Origin of the sequence: Abyssibacter sp., from assembly GCF_964229365.1 — a bacterium.
GTDB lineage: Bacteria > Pseudomonadota > Gammaproteobacteria > Nevskiales > OUC007 > Abyssibacter.
In genome coordinates, this window is the sequence record NZ_CAXRDQ010000054.1 from 73,797 (window position 1) to 90,887 (window position 17,091).

At 60.2% G+C, this 17,091-nt stretch carries 18 protein-coding genes and 1 tRNA gene; 7 read left to right on the plus strand and 12 right to left on the minus strand.

What is annotated here, in order from left to right; all coding sequences use genetic code 11:
- The first annotated feature begins 16 nt into the window (after positions 1-16).
- From ACE1EY_RS09170 to ACE1EY_RS09195, 6 genes are read left to right on the plus strand one after another with little or no spacing between them, the layout of a single operon-like run.
- Positions 17-1,387: an aminodeoxychorismate synthase component I gene (locus ACE1EY_RS09170; RefSeq protein ID WP_370300010.1), complete on the plus strand. Its 1,371-nt coding sequence runs from the start codon at positions 17-19 to the stop codon at positions 1,385-1,387.
- Entirely contained in the window at positions 1,387-2,259 is an 873-nt protein-coding gene (gene pabC, locus ACE1EY_RS09175) for an aminodeoxychorismate lyase (RefSeq protein ID WP_370300011.1), read from the plus strand. The genes ACE1EY_RS09170 and pabC overlap by 1 nt, the downstream gene beginning before the upstream one ends.
- Positions 2,256-3,266, plus strand: coding sequence for an endolytic transglycosylase MltG (gene mltG / locus ACE1EY_RS09180; RefSeq protein WP_370300012.1), 1,011 nt, complete (start codon positions 2,256-2,258; stop codon positions 3,264-3,266). Before pabC ends, mltG begins: the two co-directional genes overlap by 4 nt.
- Entirely contained in the window at positions 3,263-3,883 is a 621-nt protein-coding gene (gene tmk, locus ACE1EY_RS09185; RefSeq protein WP_291514746.1) for a dTMP kinase, read from the plus strand. Before mltG ends, tmk begins: the two co-directional genes overlap by 4 nt.
- On the plus strand, positions 3,876-4,844 hold the full coding sequence (locus ACE1EY_RS09190) for a hypothetical protein (protein ID WP_370300013.1): 969 nt from the start codon (positions 3,876-3,878) through the stop codon (positions 4,842-4,844). Before tmk ends, ACE1EY_RS09190 begins: the two co-directional genes overlap by 8 nt.
- Positions 4,845-4,847: 3 nt before the next feature.
- Complete coding sequence (locus tag ACE1EY_RS09195; protein WP_291514748.1) at positions 4,848-5,201, plus strand: PilZ domain-containing protein; 354 nt, start codon at positions 4,848-4,850, stop codon at positions 5,199-5,201.
- Between the two features lie 40 nt (positions 5,202-5,241).
- Here the strand turns inward: ACE1EY_RS09195 and ACE1EY_RS09200 are convergent, their stop codons facing one another.
- Complete coding sequence (locus ACE1EY_RS09200; protein WP_291514749.1) at positions 5,242-6,291, minus strand: cyclic nucleotide-binding domain-containing protein; 1,050 nt, start codon at positions 6,289-6,291, stop codon at positions 5,242-5,244.
- Between the two features lie 443 nt (positions 6,292-6,734).
- On the opposite strand from ACE1EY_RS09200, the gene ACE1EY_RS09205 reads away from it, so the two are divergent.
- On the plus strand, positions 6,735-7,091 hold the full coding sequence (locus tag ACE1EY_RS09205) for an H-NS histone family protein (protein ID WP_291513647.1): 357 nt from the start codon (positions 6,735-6,737) through the stop codon (positions 7,089-7,091).
- A 135-nt stretch (positions 7,092-7,226) separates the two neighbouring features.
- Here the strand turns inward: ACE1EY_RS09205 and ACE1EY_RS09210 are convergent.
- From ACE1EY_RS09210 to ACE1EY_RS09260, 11 genes are all read right to left on the minus strand, one after another.
- Positions 7,227-7,311 (minus strand) — tRNA-Leu (locus ACE1EY_RS09210).
- Positions 7,312-7,391: 80 nt separating this feature from the next.
- Positions 7,392-7,736: a preprotein translocase subunit SecG gene (gene secG / locus ACE1EY_RS09215; protein WP_370300015.1), complete on the minus strand. Its 345-nt coding sequence runs from the start codon at positions 7,734-7,736 to the stop codon at positions 7,392-7,394.
- A gap of 15 nt (positions 7,737-7,751) precedes the next feature.
- Entirely contained in the window at positions 7,752-8,507 is a 756-nt protein-coding gene (tpiA, locus tag ACE1EY_RS09220; RefSeq protein ID WP_291513645.1) for a triose-phosphate isomerase, read from the minus strand.
- Between the two features lie 38 nt (positions 8,508-8,545).
- The gene (gene glmM, locus ACE1EY_RS09225) at positions 8,546-9,898 is read right to left on the minus strand and encodes a phosphoglucosamine mutase (RefSeq protein WP_370300016.1); all 1,353 of its coding nucleotides are present in this window, start codon (positions 9,896-9,898) and stop codon (positions 8,546-8,548) included.
- Positions 9,895-10,707: a dihydropteroate synthase gene (gene folP, locus ACE1EY_RS09230; protein ID WP_370300017.1), complete on the minus strand. Its 813-nt coding sequence runs from the start codon at positions 10,705-10,707 to the stop codon at positions 9,895-9,897. Before folP ends, glmM begins: the two co-directional genes overlap by 4 nt.
- Positions 10,708-10,777: 70 nt before the next feature.
- Positions 10,778-12,661, minus strand: coding sequence for an ATP-dependent zinc metalloprotease FtsH (gene ftsH, locus ACE1EY_RS09235; RefSeq protein ID WP_370300037.1), 1,884 nt, complete (start codon positions 12,659-12,661; stop codon positions 10,778-10,780).
- Positions 12,662-12,770: 109 nt separating this feature from the next.
- The gene (locus ACE1EY_RS09240) at positions 12,771-13,403 is read right to left on the minus strand and encodes an SAM-dependent methyltransferase (protein ID WP_291513641.1); all 633 of its coding nucleotides are present in this window, start codon (positions 13,401-13,403) and stop codon (positions 12,771-12,773) included.
- Between the two features lie 16 nt (positions 13,404-13,419).
- Complete coding sequence (gene yhbY / locus ACE1EY_RS09245) at positions 13,420-13,728, minus strand: ribosome assembly RNA-binding protein YhbY (protein ID WP_370300018.1); 309 nt, start codon at positions 13,726-13,728, stop codon at positions 13,420-13,422.
- Entirely contained in the window at positions 13,725-14,213 is a 489-nt protein-coding gene (gene greA, locus ACE1EY_RS09250) for a transcription elongation factor GreA (RefSeq protein ID WP_370300019.1), read from the minus strand. The genes yhbY and greA overlap by 4 nt, the downstream gene beginning before the upstream one ends.
- Before the next feature lie 103 nt (positions 14,214-14,316).
- Positions 14,317-15,885 carry a YdiU family protein gene (locus tag ACE1EY_RS09255; RefSeq protein WP_370300020.1) on the minus strand — a complete coding sequence of 523 codons (1,569 nt, stop codon included), beginning with the start codon at positions 15,883-15,885 and terminating at the stop codon, positions 14,317-14,319.
- 93 nt (positions 15,886-15,978) lie between these two features.
- Positions 15,979-16,839, minus strand: a complete 861-nt coding sequence (locus ACE1EY_RS09260) for a metal-dependent hydrolase (protein ID WP_370300021.1) — start codon at positions 16,837-16,839, stop codon at positions 15,979-15,981.
- Positions 16,840-17,091 lie beyond the last annotated feature (252 nt).

The following is a 17,091-nucleotide window of genomic DNA, read 5'->3' on the forward strand; positions in this document are numbered from 1 at the left end:
GACAGGATTTTGATTCTTGAACTCGGAGCGGTTGCGTGTCCTGTGGGATACGCCCTGTGATTTTCTCGCGCTACACGCGGCGAATCCGAGCTACTTCCCGGGGTTGCTGGAGAGCGTAGCCAAAGGCTCTGCCACGGGTCGCTACGATATCCTTTTCGCAGCACCCGGCGAGCGACTGGTGTTGGACGCCTCAGGCCTGTCTGGTCCCCACGCAGACGCCGAGCGGTCCTTTCTGGCGGCGCTTGATGCCTGGGCGCAGGCCGAACGCACACAAGCCCCCGCGGATGATCTGCCGTTCCACGGCGGCTGGCTGTTGTTTCTAGCCTACGAGTTGCTGTCTGAATGCGAGCCGCGTGTGCCCGTTTCAACGGATCCAGCCGAGCTGCCGATCGCCTGCGCCCAGCGCTGCCGTGGGGCGGTGATTCGCGAGCATGCATCCGGTCGAACCTGGTTGGTCGCAGACGATGCGCAATCACTCGCCGCGATTGAGCAACAGCTCGGCAGGCATCAGCGCACACAAGCCCTGCCGGATCTGCCGGTTGTGGCCGAGGCTCATGTTGAATCCACGGACCGGCTCAGAACCTCGCTGCGGCGTATTCACGAGTACGTCCTTGCCGGCGATGTGTTCCAGGTGAACCTGTCGCGCGGATGGTCGGCGAAGTACAGCAGCACGCTGGACCCCAGCACGGTTTACTGCAGGCTGCGGAACAGCAACCCAGGCCCGTTTGCCGGACTGTTCCGCCAGGACGACTGGGCCGTGATCAGCTCATCGCCAGAACGGCTGGTCAAGGTCGATGATGGTTGGATCGAGTCCCGTCCCATCGCGGGAACACGTCGGCGAGATCGCGACCTTGGTCGTGACGACGATCTTCAGGCAGAACTGCTCGCACATCCGAAAGAGCGCGCTGAACATGTGATGTTGATCGATCTTGAGCGCAACGATCTGGGACGCTTGTGTCTGCCGGGAACCGTAGAGGTTGATGATTTGATGGTGCTGGAATCCTACGCGCACGTGCATCACATCGTGTCGAACGTGCGCGGACGATTGCGCGGAGATGTCAGTGCCGGGCAGGCGATTGCCGCGACGTTCCCTGGCGGGACCATCACCGGCTGTCCGAAAGTCCGCTGCATGGAGATCATCCAGGAGTTGGAGCCGGCCGGACGGGGCGCCTATACCGGCGCGATGGGATATCTTGGAACGGACGGTCGTATGGACCTGAATATCCTGATTCGAACCATCGTCACCCGCGGCGCATCAGCCTGGTTCCGGGCCGGTGCGGGCATCGTGGCGGATTCGGATGAAGATGCCGAGATACGCGAGATGCAGGCCAAGGCACGAGGGCTATTGCCGGCACTGGGATTGGACCCCGAGCTGGGTCTGTCGTGATGCGTTGCTGGGTCGATGGCGTGGCCGGGGCTGCCGTCCCGGCAGACGATCGCGGGCTGCAGTTTGGCGATGGCGTGTTTCGAACCTGCCTTGTCTGGGAGCAGGGCATCCACGCCTTCGACGATCAGCTTACGGTTTTGCAGCATGATGCGGACGCGCTGGGCCTGACGTTCGATCGAGGCAAACTGTCAACCGAGATGCTAACCGCGGCGAGGACTCTGGGCTCTGGCGTTTTGAAGATCATGCTGACGCGACGGCAAGCGGGGCGAGGCTATCGGCCGGATTGGCCTGCTTCGACACGGCGCATCTTGCTCGCCGGCGAGATGCCGCGTCGTCCAGTGAGTGCCTGGTCGCGGGGTGTGGACGTCCAGATTGTGGACGCCCCTCGTGTTGAGACCACAGCGCTTGCCGCGCACAAGCACATGAATCGTCTGGTCCAGGTGATGGCACAACGTGCGATCGGTGGGTCCGGCGTGGATGAGGCACTGCTGCTCAATGAGCATGGAAGAATCGTCGGTGGCAGCATGGCTACGCTGTTTCTCGTGACCGCCGATCACGTGGTTTGCACCCCCGCGTTGACCGAAGGCGCGCTCGCAGGTTGCACGCGAGGACAGGTCTTGCGCCACCTCGGCTCCCTTGACGTGGAGGTTCGGGAACAGGCGATCGCCTCTGACGACTTATTTCGAGCCCAGGAGCTGTTTTTGACCAACTCTTTGATTGGAGTCTGGCCGGTGAAAGCCATCCGCGATGCGGATTCAACGCAGGCAAAGCAATGGAGTGTGCCGGGCGCCGTCACACGCCGTCTGGCCGGGTCGATGTCGCACCCGCTGCAGCAGAGGATGATCGCCGACGCGGCGGAGGCTGATCAGTGATTCGGGTAGTGAGCCTGCTCGCCTTGATGAGCGTTCTTGCGATCGCTGCACTAGCCTGGGACGCCTCAGAGCGGCTTCGAGCGCCGCTCCCGATCGCGACACCACAAGTGGTTCAGTTCGAATCGGGTTCGTCCTTGAATGCGCTGATCCGCAAACTACAGGGAAAATCCATTCTCACGCCGGCCCGGACCGGGCTCTACCTGCGGCTTTATGCGAGAGTGCGAGGTGACGCCACCCAGTTGAAAGCCGGTGAGTACGCACTGGAACCGGGGACGACGGCGCTAGGCTTGCTGGACTTGCTCATCGCGGGCGATGTACTTGAATACAGCTTCACCATCATCGAAGGTTGGACCGTGCGTGAACTGTTGCAAGCGCTGCGCGCGCATGATGCCATCCAGTGGACGCTTGGTGATACGTTGCCGGCGACTCGGGATTTGATGCCGGCCTTGAACTTGGGAGACGTGCATGCAGAAGGGCAGTTTCTGCCGGAGACGTATCGTTTCGCACGCGGCGCCTCAGAGGTCAGCATCCTGACACGTGCGCATCACGCCATGACGCGAGCCGTGGAGCGAATCTGGGCCCAGAAAGCCGAAGCCGTGCCGCTCGAATCGCCCTACGAGGCCTTGATCATGGCATCCATTGTCGAGAAGGAGACCGGGCAGCCGTCAGAGCGACGGCAGATCGCCGGCGTCTTCGCGCGTCGCTTAAACAAGAACATGCGCCTGCAAACCGACCCAACGGTGATTTACGGCATCGGCGAAACCTTCGATGGCGACATTCGATACCGCGACCTGCGACGTGACACGCCTTACAACACCTACACCCGCGGGGGGCTGCCACCGACCCCGATTTGCCTACCCGGCGTTGCCGCCCTCGAGGCCGCAGTGAACCCGGCTGAGGGCACGGCGCTATATTTTGTCTCCCGGGGCGACGGTTCACACGTGTTTTCCGACACACTGGCGGCACATAACGCCGCCGTTCGCCGCTACCAGCTCAAGCGCAAATGAGCGGCCGGTTCATCGTATTCGATGGCGTGGAAGCTGCCGGCAAGAGCACGCAGATACCGATCATTGCCGACTGGGTTCGAGCCCGTCACGGAGAGCCGCTGGTGACACGCGAACCCGGCGGAACGCCACTGGCCGAGCAAATTCGCGCACTGACTCTGGCCGATCATGACGAGGTCATGCCGCTGGAAGCGGAGTTGCTGATGATGTTCGCGGCGAGATCGGTCCATTTGAACAACCGGGTGGGGCCGGCCCTGGATCGCGGTCAGTGGGTCCTTTGCGATCGGTTTGTCGATGCCAGCTACGCCTACCAGGGTGCCGGGCAGGGTGGTTTCCGGCATCAGATAGCTTGGCTGGAAGAACAGATCGTGGGCCATCGACAACCCGAGTGCGTCTTCATTTTCGATCTTCCGGTCGATACCGTCATCGAGCGTGTCCGCCAGCGTCGGTCGATGGATCGATTCGACCGATCCGATATCGATTTTCTACAGCGCGTTCGGGACGAATACCTAGCGCGCGCGGCGACCGATACCCACCGCTATTGCGTGATTAACGCATCACAGCCCGTGAACCAGGTCTCGCAGACCATTGTTGATCACCTGGAGGCGCGCTTTGCTTGACCGACGACCGCCTCTGCCTTGGCAGGAGGAGCGATTCGCGCGTCTCAGTGCACGCTTTGCCAATGCGACGTTTCCGACAGCCTTGTTGCTGGTCGGTCCGGAGGGTGTGGGCAAACGGCAATTAGGCGACGCGCTGGTGGGGTCTGCATATTGTCTGCAGCGTGGGCCGGATGGCTCCGTCTGCGGTGACTGTCATGGCTGCCACCAGCTGGCAGCGGGTAGCCATCCTGATCTGGTCATCTGCAAGCCCGCTGAAGGCAAGCAATCGATCACTGTTGACGTGATTCGCGAGTTCTCGCGCAAGCTCTACCTGACACCGCAGACCTCAGCCGGCCGAATCGGCTACATGCCGCACGCGGATTTGATGAACGTCAACGCAGCCAATGCGTTGCTCAAGACCTTGGAAGAACCGCCAGCGAGCGCGCACCTGATCCTGATCGCCGACCGCCCGGCGCACTTGCCCGCGACGATCCGGAGCCGATGCGAACAGGTGAGGGCGGTTGTGCAGTCGACAGAGCAGAGTCGGCAGTGGTTGGATCAGGAGTTTGCGGACCTGCCAGAATCGCTGCGTGAGACGCTGGTCACCCAACCTCTGCTTGCCGCCACCGCACAGGGCTTCGCGCAACAGGACACAGCCATCCGAAAGCAGCTGGAATCCGTGTGGGCCCAGCAGCGCGACCCGGTGTTGGCTGCAGCGGACATCGACGATGAGGCGTTGTCGCGGCTCAGCCGAGTAATGCATGCCTGTATTCTTGATCGGCTGCGCGGGCAGGTTGGGGCAGTCGCTTCGGCATCCAGCCGCGCCGCGATGCAGCGATTAACGGATGCCAACGCCGCGGCGCTACACTTGATTGAAACAAGCCAGGCAAATCTGCGGTTGCTAGCGGAAACCCAGCTAATTGAGTGGGCTCGCGCTGGCCGGCAGATTATGCGAGACGAGCACCCAGACGGAGAGCGATAAAGCATGAGCGCAAGACCTGGAGGACAACCCGGAATCCTGACCTTGTCAATCAAGGACAAGGCGGCGCTCTATATCGCGTACATGCCGTTCATCAAAAATGGCGGGTTGTTCATTCCAACCGCGAAAGAGTATGTGATTGGCGACGAGGTTTTTATACTGCTGACCTTGTCCGAGTCGAATGAACGGTTGCCCGTTGCCGGCAAGGTGGTCTGGATCACGCCCAAGGGCGCTGCAAACAAGCGGCAGCAGGGAATTGGCGTGCAATTCAGCGATCAGGACGGCGGACAAACGTCGCGAAAAATCGAAACTTATCTGGCCGGGGCCCTGTCCAGCGACAAGGCGACCAGCACGATGTAGCAGGCACGCGGTCGCCGGTCTTGGTCGGCTCAGCAAGCCGTTATCGTCGATTCAGTTCCTGGCTATCGAGCACCCGTACGTCGAATCCTTTCTGCGTCATGATAAATGCTGCCACCGAACTTCTGCGGCCGGAATCGCAATAAACCACATACGGCTTGTTTTGCGGCAAACCCGCCAGCTTCATTCTCAGCAAATACAACGGCAAATTGCGCGCTCCTGCAATGTGCTGCAGCTGGTATTCGCTAGGCAATCTGACATCTATCAATTCGGCGTCGGACGACGCCACCATCTCGTCGGCATCGGCCTTCGAAATTTGCCGGGTCATGGATTGGTGTAGCAGGCTGCGAAAGTCGTCCTTGGAAAGGCGTAGCAGCGTGCCCGCCGACATCATTGTCACCGTTGCATTCCGCACCGTATCGGCAATGAGCGCTTCCTCACCAAAGCTCATCCCAGGGCCGAGTTCGGCTAAGCGAATCGGTTTCGGGTGCGTCGGGGATTCCCGTGTCACCAGACAATGTCCACGATCGATGACATAGAAGTAATCGCCCACATCACCTTGTTGCACCACAGGATGGCTAGCCGGAAACTCGATACTTTCCAGGCGCATGAACAAGGTCTGCAGATTGCCTGGCGGAATCATTTGAAACGCCGGCAACTGCAACAACCGAGTCATCCAGTCGTCCGTATCGGTGGCCGCAGTACCCGCGCTGAGCTCCTGGACTTCGAACGAACCGGTTTGGTCCCAGGTCAGCAAAACGTCCAACAGGCTGTTATCGATCCCGATCACGGACGCCGGGCCTAGGCAACGCGCAGATACGCTGCGCGGTATCTGATGGGCCAACCGGTGTTTTGCCGCTTCACTGTGGGCGGTGATACGTTTGAGGACCTTGCCATCTTCGTCCTCAAGCGCGATTTCGCCACTGATCAGATAGAGACTTTCGGTGTTGGCGTCACCGGCACGGAACAGGAAATCACCGGAGCGTTGCGGCCGAGGCTGGGACTGCTTGAAGAGGTCGCGCTGGTTTTCCGGTCTGAGCCCGCTAATCGGCACCAGTGCGGTGAATTCTTCGAAGCAAAACGCCTCGGGCATTCTGATGTCTCCAGGACAGGCTCAACTGATTCGGAGAAGATAGCATGGTGGCTGAGATCTTCGTGATCCCGCCCCAGCCGTCTATGCGCATAATGTATATTATGTTAAGTCATGCATGTAGCCATTAGTCATCGTTGGCGAGAAGCTGAGCTGAATCACTGCGGCACATTGAATATCGATCGCCTCAGCCGCCGAAATCTCATCCGCTACTCACCGTCCACCCCGGGTCGATGAGCTCTGTTCGTAACAGCACGCAGAGCACGGTAGTACCGCACTTCAGCAACTGGCCGAAGGTGTTGGATACGACCTGCAAATCCGCCTGTTGCATTTGCGATTGCTACTGCCAATTTTAATGGTGATCCTGTTCCATGCGTTGCCGTTATGGAAAAAGCATTGTCCATTGCACCACTTATCTGTATCTATGATGTTGAAATAGTTTCGTAATGTTTTATGATGCGCCTGCTTTTGAGCAGATACCGGAGAATGGAAGCATGAAAAAAAGCGAAGAGATTCGTCAAAAGATTCAAGAACTGGAACAGCAGGCCGAGCAAGCTCGCAAGGAAGAGTTGAGCGAAGCCATTGCCAAGATTCGCCAGATTATGAGCGATAATGGCATCACGATTGCGGATCTGGATGGTCGTCGCAGTGGACGTAAAGGCGGCGGTTCTACCGGCGTAAAACGTCCGCCTAAGTTTCGCGACCCCGCGACCGGAAATACCTGGGCTGGCGTAGGCCGTGCGCCCAACTGGATTACCGAAGCCGAAGCAGCTGGCAAGTCTCGCGAAGAGTTTCGGATCTAGGCACTGACTTCCCTGTTGGGCGTGCAGAGTTCAGCCTAACAGCCAAGGGAACGCCAGCCATTAAAAAAGCCGAGCGCGTGGATTCACGGCTCGGCTTTTTCATGTGCGTCAAGGATAACCCTGCGCTTTTTTGATTGGTGCCGACGCCCGGAGTCGAACCGGGACACCTCTCGGTACTGCCCCCTCAAGACAGCGCGTCTACCAATTCCGCCACGTCGGCATTCGGGAAACGTCAGGCTACAACCTGGCGCCTCCCTGAGGGCGGCGAATTGTAGTAATCCGCCGTTAAAAAGAAAAGCGCTACTCCGGAATCTCGTCCGAAGGCTCGGCCGGTGCGACTGATTCTTCGTCAGGCACACCCTGCGTGGCAGCTGCGGGCTGTGACACGCGATCCACCACGCTGCTGGATTCATGGCGCTGACTGACCAGATAGGCCAACGACAGGCTCACTGCAAAGAACAGCGCTGCCGATGCCGCGGTAGCGCGCGACAGGAAGTTAGCAGAACCTTTTGCACCGAATACGGTGCCAGATGCCCCGCTCCCGAATGCAGCCCCTGCCTCGGCGCCCTTCCCCTGCTGGAGAAAGACGAGGCCAATAATACTCAGCGCCAGGATGACCTGGACGACGACCAAAACTGTATACATGGTTGAATTGCGTGATCAGGATGCGGCGGATGCAATGCCGAGGAAGTCTTCTGCCTTCAAAGACGCCCCGCCAATCAGCCCACCATCCACATCGGTTTGAGCGAAGAGTTCCGGCGCGTTGCCGGGCTTGACACTACCCCCGTACAGAATCGGGAGTACGTTAGCGATTGTAGCATTTTGGGCTGCGACCTGTTCTCGCAGAAACGCGTGCGCTTGCTGCGCCTGCTCGGGACTGGCTGTCTTGCCGGTGCCGATGGCCCAGACCGGCTCATAAGCCAGGATCGCATCTTGCAGAGCATCCACGCCATGCATGTCGATCACCGCTGTGAGCTGAGCCTTCAGGACCGCTTCCATCTGTCCGGACTCACGCTGCTCCAGCGTTTCTCCAACACAAAGAATTGGAACAAGTCCAGCATCGCGCGCCAGGCCGAACTTAATTGCAACCGCTTCGCTGGATTCACCGTAAAGGCTTCGGCGTTCTGAATGACCGACGATGGCATACCAACAGCCAATGTCGCGGAGCATGGCGCCGCTGACCTCACCGGTGTATGCGCCCGCGTCGGGTTGATCGGCTAGATTCTGTCCACCAACGTGAATTTCGGAATCGCCTAGCGTGCGGACAACTGCATCCAGATACGGAAAGGGCGGGCAGATGATCAGCTTTGCTTTGCTGTCCTTGGCGCCCGCGGCGATTTCCTCGGTGAGGTTTTCGGCCATGGCGACCGAACCGTTCATTTTCCAGTTGCCTGCAACAATTGTGGGTCGTGTCATTGGGTTCGTCCTTGCGATTCGTTGTCGGGTGTTGGCATTCAGCCGGCGCTGACGTCACGCACGGCCTGGGCGATATGTTCGGCATGGTGTTTAACAGAGGCGCCATCCTCGCCTTCCACCATGACCCGGATCACCGGCTCGGTGCCTGATGGCCGAAGTAGCACACGGCCGGCATCTTTCAGCTCGGCTTCGACTGTCTGCTTGGCCTGCTGGACTGCGGCAGCCGTCAATACACTGTTCGCATCGCCGCTTTCCAGGCGAACGTTGACCAGCAACTGTGGATACAGGTGGATCGGTGCGATCAGTTCTTCGAGACTTTGACCGGAGTTCATGATGACCGCCAGAACCTGCAACGCGGTGACGATCCCGTCTCCGGTGCTGGTCCGATCCAGGCAGATGACATGGCCGGAGGACTCTCCACCGATGAGGCCGTCATGGGTTAGTAGCTGCTCCATCACATAACGGTCGCCGACCTTGGCGCGGATGAACTCAATGCCCTGCTCCATCAGCGCCTGCTCAACGCCAAGATTGCTCATGAGCGTGCCGACCACGGGGCCTCGGAGTTTCTTGCGCTGTTTGCGTGAGGTGGCGATGACATAAACGAGCTGATCGCCGTCGACGACCTGACCTGAGCGTGTGACCATCATGCAGCGGTCTCCATCGCCGTCGAAGGCGATGCCCAGGTCGAGCTGTTGTTCTGTGACGGTGCGTTGCAGCAGCGCCAGATCGGTGGCGCCACAGCCTTGGTTGATGTTGAAGCCGTCCGGCTTTACCGCAAGTTCGGTGACCGAGGCGCCCAACTCTCGCAGGACATCGCCGGCCACGTGATAAGTCGCTCCGTTGCCGCAGTCCACGGCAACGCGCAGGCCGTGCAGCGCCGCGGGTGACCTGAATGTGCTCTTGCAGAATTCGACGTAGCGACCGCCGGCATCTTCAATACGTCGGGCGCGCCCGACGGCTTCCGGCGCCACGCAGTGCATGGCCGATTCCAGTGCCGCCTCGATCTCGAGTTCATCGGTATCCGGAAGTTTGCGCCCCTCGGCGCCGAACAGTTTGATCCCGTTGTCGTAGTGCGGGTTGTGTGAAGCGCTAACGACAACACCCACCTGAGCGCGGAATGTGCTGGTCAGGTAGGCGATGGCGGGCGTCGGCATTGGCCCAACAAGAAGCACGTCAATTCCAGCTGCAGCAAATCCGGCTTCCAGCGCGGATTCAAATAGATAGCCGGATAACCTCGTGTCTTTTCCAATGACGACCTTGCTGCGTCCGGTGGTGTGGCGAAGGTGCTCGCCAACGGCCCAGCCAAGTTTCAGCATGAACTCGGGCGTCATCGCGCCCTCACCTACGCGGCCACGGATGCCGTCGGTCCCGAAATAGCGTCGTTCAGTCATTGATCGGATGCCAGCGCCTGCAGAATTTGCAGGGCTTGGACGGTCTCCTCCACATCATGCGTTCGAATAATGCGTGCTCCTGACTGGACAGCGAGCACGGCCGCTACCGCACCGGCCGTCACACGACCAGCCGGCGATGCCGCACCGGCCTGCAGGAGCTCGCCGAGCATGCGTTTTCGCGATACACCGACCAGTAGCGGAAAGCCCAGCGCGGCCAAGCGTGGCAGAGCACGAAACAAGGCCACATTATGCGTCAGCGTCTTGCCGAATCCGAATCCCGGATCGAGCAGAATTCGTTCCCGGCGGATACCCGCGGCTTCGCAGACGCGCACGCGCTCCAGCAGAAAGGCCTCAACCTCGGTGACTACATCGCGATACTGTGGCGCATCTTGCATCGAACCTGGCGTGCCCTGCATGTGCATGAGACAGACAGGTACTTGCAGCGCCGAAGCGGTGCCCAGCGCGCCCTCGCCTTGCAGGGCTTCTACGTCGTTGATCCAGTGGGCACCAGCGGCTACCGCCTCTCGCATGACCACCGCCTTTCGCGTATCCACCGAGATTGTGATGTCCAGCTCGTCGCTGATCGCCTCGATGACCGGAATCACCCGATCCAGTTCCTGCTGTGCACCAACCTGCGTCGCGCCGGGACGTGTCGATTCACCGCCCACATCGATCACTGTTGCACCCGCGGCTGCTAGTGACCGAGCCTGGGCGATCGCAGACTGAGGGTCGAGGAACCGCCCCCCATCCGAAAAAGAGTCAGGGGTGACGTTCACGATGCCCATGATCGTGACGGATCGGGAAAGCATGGTGCTACCGCGTCTCAATAAGAAACGGCGCCGCGAAGGCGCCGTCTGTGTGTTTTGCGAACTCGGGCCGTCAATGCTGTTCTGCTGGTCCGCCGACGCCACCCTCCGGCGCTGGCCGTGGCTTTGCCTGCTCGCCGGCGGGTGCACTCGGGCCGGGCGGCAAGTCGGAATCCGGATCCTGCCAGTTGGATGGTGGGCCGGGTTCACGGCCGGCCATGATTTCGGCAATCTGCTCGCTATCGATGGTTTCGTACTTCATCAATGCGTCGGACATGGCGTGCAGCTTGTCCATGTGATCGACCAATATCTGCTTCGCAATCGAATAGTTGGAATCGATGACCGTTCGAATTTCACTGTCGATCGCGTGTGCTGTTTCATCCGACACGTTCTTCTGCTGTGTCACGGAACGGCCCAGAAAGACCTCGCCATCGTCTTCGGAATATGTCAGCGGCCCCATTTTCTCGGACAGCCCCCACTTCGTCACCATGCTGCGTGCCAGGTCGGTCGCACGTTCGATGTCGTTGGAAGCGCCTGTTGTCACCATGTCCAGCCCAAAGACCAACTCTTCGGCCAAGCGACCGCCGAACAGGGAGCAAATCCGCGAATTCAGGTACTGCTTGGTGTAGCTGTGCCGATCATCCTCGGGGAGGTACATGGTCACGCCCAGGGCGCGGCCGCGAGGAATGATGGTGACCTTGTAGACCGGATCATGGTCGGGAACGTTCAGCCCGACAATGGCATGTCCTGCCTCATGGTAAGCCGTGAGTTTCTTCTCTTTCTCCGACATCACCATGGATCGCCTTTCGGCGCCCATCATGATCTTGTCTCGCGCCATGTCGAAGTCGTCTTGATCGACTAACTTCTTGTCGGACCGGGCCGCGAACAACGCGGCTTCGTTGACGAGGTTTGCCAGATCCGCGCCGGAAAATCCCGGTGTGCCGCGCGCGATCACGCCAGGCTTCACGTTGGCTGCCAGCGGAACCGTGCGCATATGCACTTTCAGGATTTGCTCACGGCCCCTGATGTCAGGCAACGGCACCACGACCTGGCGGTCAAACCGGCCAGGGCGCAACAGCGCGGGATCGAGCACATCCGGGCGGTTGGTCGCTGCAATGACGATCACGCCCTCGCTGCCCTCGAAGCCGTCCATTTCGACCAGCAGCTGGTTTAGCGTCTGTTCACGCTCATCGTGACCGCCGCCAAGTCCGGCGCCACGCTGGCGGCCGACGGCGTCGATCTCGTCGATGAAAATGATGCAGGGCGAGTGCTTCTTCGCCTGCTCGAACATGTCACGAACACGCGATGCGCCCACGCCGACGAACATTTCCACGAAGTCGGACCCGGAGATCGTGAAGAACGGCACACCCGCCTCACCCGCAATGGCCTTGGCCAGCAGCGTTTTACCGGTACCTGGAGAACCCACCATCAGCACGCCGCGCGGAATCTTGCCGCCCAGGCGCTGGAATTTGGTGGGATCACGCAGGAAGTCGACCAGTTCGACAACCTCGTTCTTCGCCTCTTCGCAGCCGGCGACATCGCTAAAGGTGATCTTGACCTGGTCGGCCGGCAGCATGCGGGCCCGGCTTTTGCCAAAGCTCATCGCGCCGCGACCGCCGCCGCCGCCCTGCATCTGCCGCATGAAGTAAATCCATACGCCGATGAGCAACAGAATCGGAAACGAGGAAATGAACAGCTGCATCAGGAAGGACTGACGCTCGGGCGGCTTGCCCTCGATCACGACATCCTTCTCACGCAGGGTGCCGATCAACGGGCCGTTGTCCGATTCCGGATTAAAGGCTTCGAACTGCTGTCCGCTGGACAGCTGACCGTAGATTGTCTGGCCTTGCAGCGTGACATTGCTGACGGCGCCCTGGTCTACCTTGTCCAGGAATTCCGAGTACTGCAGCGGGGTTCTCGACGAACCGCTCTGTTGGAAACTGGAGAACACGCTCATCAAGACGACGGCGATGACCACCCAGAGCAGTAGATTCTTAGCTAAATCGTTCAAGTTCAGACCTCACATCGCATCGCAGGCGATGCTCTCGATGCGTTAAAACCGGACACTACCCCGGCGCAAAGTTTCGCGCCACCACGTACACCTCGCGGCTGCGCGCGCGCGATGCGGCCGGCTTGCGGACCGCCACGCGCTGAAAGCGTTGTTTGACCTCGGCTAGCCAGGGGTCGAATCCCTCTCCCTGAAACGCCTTGGCGACAAAATCTCCACCGTTCACCAGGTGGCGATCACAGAAATCCAGTGCCAACTCCACCAATCCGGTCGCGCGCGCCTGATCGGCTGACGCAATGCCACTGATGTTGGGGGCCATGTCCGATAAGACAAGGTCTACCCCCTTTCCGTTCAGCGTTTGCTCTAGCTGCTGCAACCCTTCTTCGGACTCGAAGTCATTCTGGATCAGCGTTGCGCCATTCAGCGGCGCGATGGGCAGCAGATCGATCCCGATGATGATCGACTGTGCTCCGCAATGCTTGGCGCAATACTGGGTCCAGCCACCGGGGGCTGCGCCCAAGTCCACGATACGCAACCCAGGACGGAGAAAATGATCGCGGGCGTTCAGTTCCTCCAGCTTGAACACCGCTCGCGAACGCCAACCCTCGGCCCGCGCGCGTTGCACATACTGATCGGACTCGTGTTCTTTCAACCAGCGCCGGCTGGACGCGGTACGGCGCTTCTGGCCCATGCTTGCCGTCCGTCGCTCAAGCGCCGCGAAGCTGCTCAGCGTAGCGTCGTCGGTCTCGGTTTTCTCGGTAAATGACGGCGATATGTCCGATCTGCTGGATGTGCTGAGCACGCAATCGGTCGCAGAGACTGCTGGCCATGGTTTTACGGTCGTCGGAATCGGCCGCCACGAGCTTCACCTTGATCAGCTCATGATGGTCAATGGCCAGTTCGGCTTCCGCGATTACCGCATCCGTCAGGCCACGCGCACCCGTCTGGATGATGGGATGCAAATGATGCGCCGCGGCCCGCAAGACTTGCCGCTGCGGCGAACTCAAGGATTTCACAGGTAGCGCACCTCGACGATCTCCAGCTCACGGGTACCGCCGGGAACGACCACATCAACAACGTCGCCCTCTTCTTTCCCGATTAATGCACGGGCGATCGGCGACTGCACCGAAATCCGTCCCGCCTTGATGTCGGCCTCGTCCTCGCCAACGATCTGGTACGTCAGTGCCTCGCCAGAATTGGCATCTTCCAGATCGACAGTGGCGCCAAAAATCACGCGTCCGTTGGCATTCGCCTTGGTCGGGTCGATGATCTGGGAATTCGACAGTTTGGCCTCGAGTTCACCAATGCGACCTTCGATAAAGCTCTGCTGATCGCGCGCAGCGTGATACTCGGCGTTCTCTTTGAGATCGCCATGCGCACGCGCCTCCGCGATCGCCTTGATCACGGCGGGTCGCTGAACCGACTTCAGCTCCTTCAATTCGTCGCGCAATTTTTCGGCACCGCGCGCCGTTAACGGAACGCGGGTTACGCTTCCAGTCATATTCTTGGTCCTTGCAGGATCGGTCGTTTCACCCGGATGGGCGACCGACAAGAATCGCTGATCGCCCCCCCAATTTCAAGGTGAATCCGCCTCGCCGACGGGCTCAGGAACTGCATGACAATGCCGAGCAGCCTGCGCGATGGCGTGCCCACTCGGGGCGTTTTTCCGCGTAGCGCTCCATGCCCGGCTGCTCGGTGTAGGGGTTCTCGAGCACCTGTATCAGCCTGTGCAACTCCTCGGTCCGGCCCTGCTCGGCCTCATCGATCGCCAGCTGTGCCAGGTAGTTGCGTGCAACATAGAGCGGGTTGCTGCGTTGCATATCGGCCTGACGGACAGCATCGGGCTGCTGCTTCGCCTCAAGCTGGTAGCGCGCCACCCAGTCGCGCAAAGCCTGCCCGACCTCCCCCTGCAAGGCAGCGGGGTCGTAGTAAGCAGGCATCAGCGCTGCTTGTGGCTCCGCTTCGCCAGGACGCTCGGCAGGGACAGCGCCAAGGCCGCGGAAAAACAGGGTGTAGTCGGTCTCGGTCATGCTCAACAGATCGAACAAATCGGTGAGCAGCTGCTGGCGGGCTTCGGACTGAAGGTCGACCAAGCCAAGTTTGCTCGCGAACATTGCCTGGCTGGCGTGTTCGTATTCCTCGGCGTAGCTTGCGAGGCATTGCTCCAGGCGCTCGGTATCGCTGGTCAGGTGGGTCAAGGCGCCGCCGAAACGCGACAAGTTCCACTGTGCGATTGCTGGCTGGCGGCCGAAACAGTAGCGGCTGGTCTGGGCGTCAGTGGTATTCGGAGTCCAGCCCGGTTCGTAAGGCTCCAGCCAGCCGTAGGGGCCGTAGTCGATCGTGATGCCATGAATCGACAGATTGTCGGTATTCATCACGCCGTGCACGAAGCCCACGCGTGTCCACTCGGCAATCAACCGGGCGGTACGGCGACAAATGGCCTCGTACCACGCAAACAAAGCGTCCGGGTCGCGATGGTCAATGTCCGGTTCGTGGTGTTCGATGCTGTAGTCCACGAGCTGCCGCAGCAGAGGCGTATCGCCTCGCGATGCGGGTAGCTCGAAAGTCCCCAGGCGCAGGAACGATGGCGCAACACGGCAGACGATAGCGCCGGGCTCGGCCTGAGGGTTGCCGTCGTAGAACATGTCGCGGACCACGTCATCGCCGGTCGCAATCAGCGACAACGCGCGGGTCGTCGGTACCCCGAGCGCGTGCATGGCTTCGCTGCAAAGGTACTCGCGCAATGATGATCGCAGGACGGCGCGGCCGTCGGCGCCGCGCGAATACGGCGTGCGCCCCGCCCCCTTGAGCTGCAACTCATGGATCGAACCGGAACGGTCAACGAACTCTCCTAGGGTGATCGCACGGCCGTCGCCGAGCTGCCCCGCCCACTGCCCGAACTGATGTCCGCCATAGCAATTGGCGTATGGCGACGTGCCGGACCATCTCGTATTGCCGGAAAGCACCTGCAACCAAGCGTCTTGGTCCTCGCTCGGTCGGGCGATGCCCAATGAGTCGCCTAGCGCAGTGGACCAGGCGAGCAGCCGCGGCTGGCTAACCGGATCGGGATCGACAAAGGAATATGCCGCGCCTTCGACGATACGAGGCTGACGTGAGCGCTCGGAGTCCGCGGGTAGCGACTCGGTGTAGCGATGACTCAGGGCAATCGACATGCAGGAACCAGGACCAGAACTCTCCCGTTGAATAAGGGGACTGTTAACCGGTTTCAAGCTCGCCGCGACGAGGTGTCGGATCTGGCGCGTGCCTCAGGCAGCAATGCCAGCGGCCACATCTCCGGCCTTGATTGCATCACCCGAGGCTTCGTAGGTTTCGCGCCAGCTTTCGTAGTTCTTCAGCTGGCCCTGTTGCCACGGATGAAAACCCGGCTTGAAATAGGCGAGGTAGTGAGGCAACAGACCACTGAACACGCCTTTCGGTCCGTAAAGCCACCACAAGCCCTTCATCCAAAGACGGCCCCGGTTACGCAGGCCGTCCACCTCGAACATGTGTCGCATGATCAGAAAGGTGTGCAGCGGAAAGGTGATGCTGACCTGAATCATGCCGAGGATGCGTGTCAGGTAGCTGCCGCGGGCCACGGTTTTGTACAGGTCAAAGGCGACAGCCTTGTGCTCGATCTCCTCGACCGCATGCCAGGCATACATCGCTCGGATTCGGGGGTCCGCGTCGCGGAGCGTGCCCTTGGCGAAAAAGCCATGCGCCATTAACGCCGTCAGATGCTCGGCCGCCGCCGTTTGCGCCAGCGTGTACTTGCGCGACATCCGTTTGCGGAAAACATCGAAGAGAAAGCGATGCTCTTCCTTGAGGATATGGTCGACAGCTACGCCCTGCTCTTTGACGCGATTATTGAACTGGGTGTGCACCTGTCCATGCTGGCCTTCCTGATAAATGAAGTCCTTGACCTGACGTTCCAGTTGCGGGTCTGTGATCGCATGGCGAAAGTCACGGACACAGGCGATGAAGAATCGCTCACCCTCTGGGAACAACAGACTCATCGCATCGAAGAACCTCGATTTGAAGGGGTCGCCTGCGAACCAGTACCGCGGTAGATCCGGGTCATCCAGACCGAAACTTGGCCCCTTGCGTTGCACAATCTCGCTGGTGCTCATGTGTCGCCTCCGTCGCGGCCGTTGTCGTGGCCGTTCAGATTATTGAATGGCATCGAGCATACGCCGCCGATTCGCCGCTGCGATTGGTCGATGTGCGCGGAGCGGCTACAGTTCCAGGTCAATCTGGCCGATGCTGTTACCGCATAGCCCGCCCCGCTCCAACGGTTCACGACCATGCCTGTCCCCAGTTCTAGCGAACGCCCAGTGCGCGACGATATCGGTCGAACCGCCGATGCCGTCCAGCATGAACTC